Source organism: Halorubrum sp. SP3 (assembly GCF_005435195.1).
GTDB lineage: Archaea > Halobacteriota > Halobacteria > Halobacteriales > Haloferacaceae > Halorubrum > Halorubrum sodomense.
This window is the reverse complement of record NZ_SGTU01000685.1, coordinates 1-241: the sequence shown is the minus strand read 5'-3', so window position 1 is coordinate 241 and position 241 is coordinate 1. Positions and strand designations below refer to the sequence as shown.

The window sequence follows — 241 nt, the reverse complement described above, 5'->3', positions numbered from 1 at the left end:
ACAACCTCGGCGGCATCCAGGTGATCAAGGCGGCCAACACCGAGTCCTACGAGTCCGACCGCGTCGACGACGTCTCCTTCGACTACTTCGACGCCAACTGGGACGCGATCGAGACGCGGATCAAGTTCTTCCCCGGCCTCCGCGTGCTCGCGGGCATCGGCTTCGTCCTCACGTTCATCGTCGGGGGGCTCTGGGTGTTCCAGGGGCCCCCGGGGCCGTTCACGGGCGAGCTATCCGAAGG

Annotated in this window: 1 pseudogene; it reads left to right on the top strand. The window is 66.4% G+C overall.

The window, feature by feature from the left end:
* Positions 1-241, top strand: a pseudogene (locus EXE42_RS17960) (ABC transporter ATP-binding protein); the annotation flags it as partial.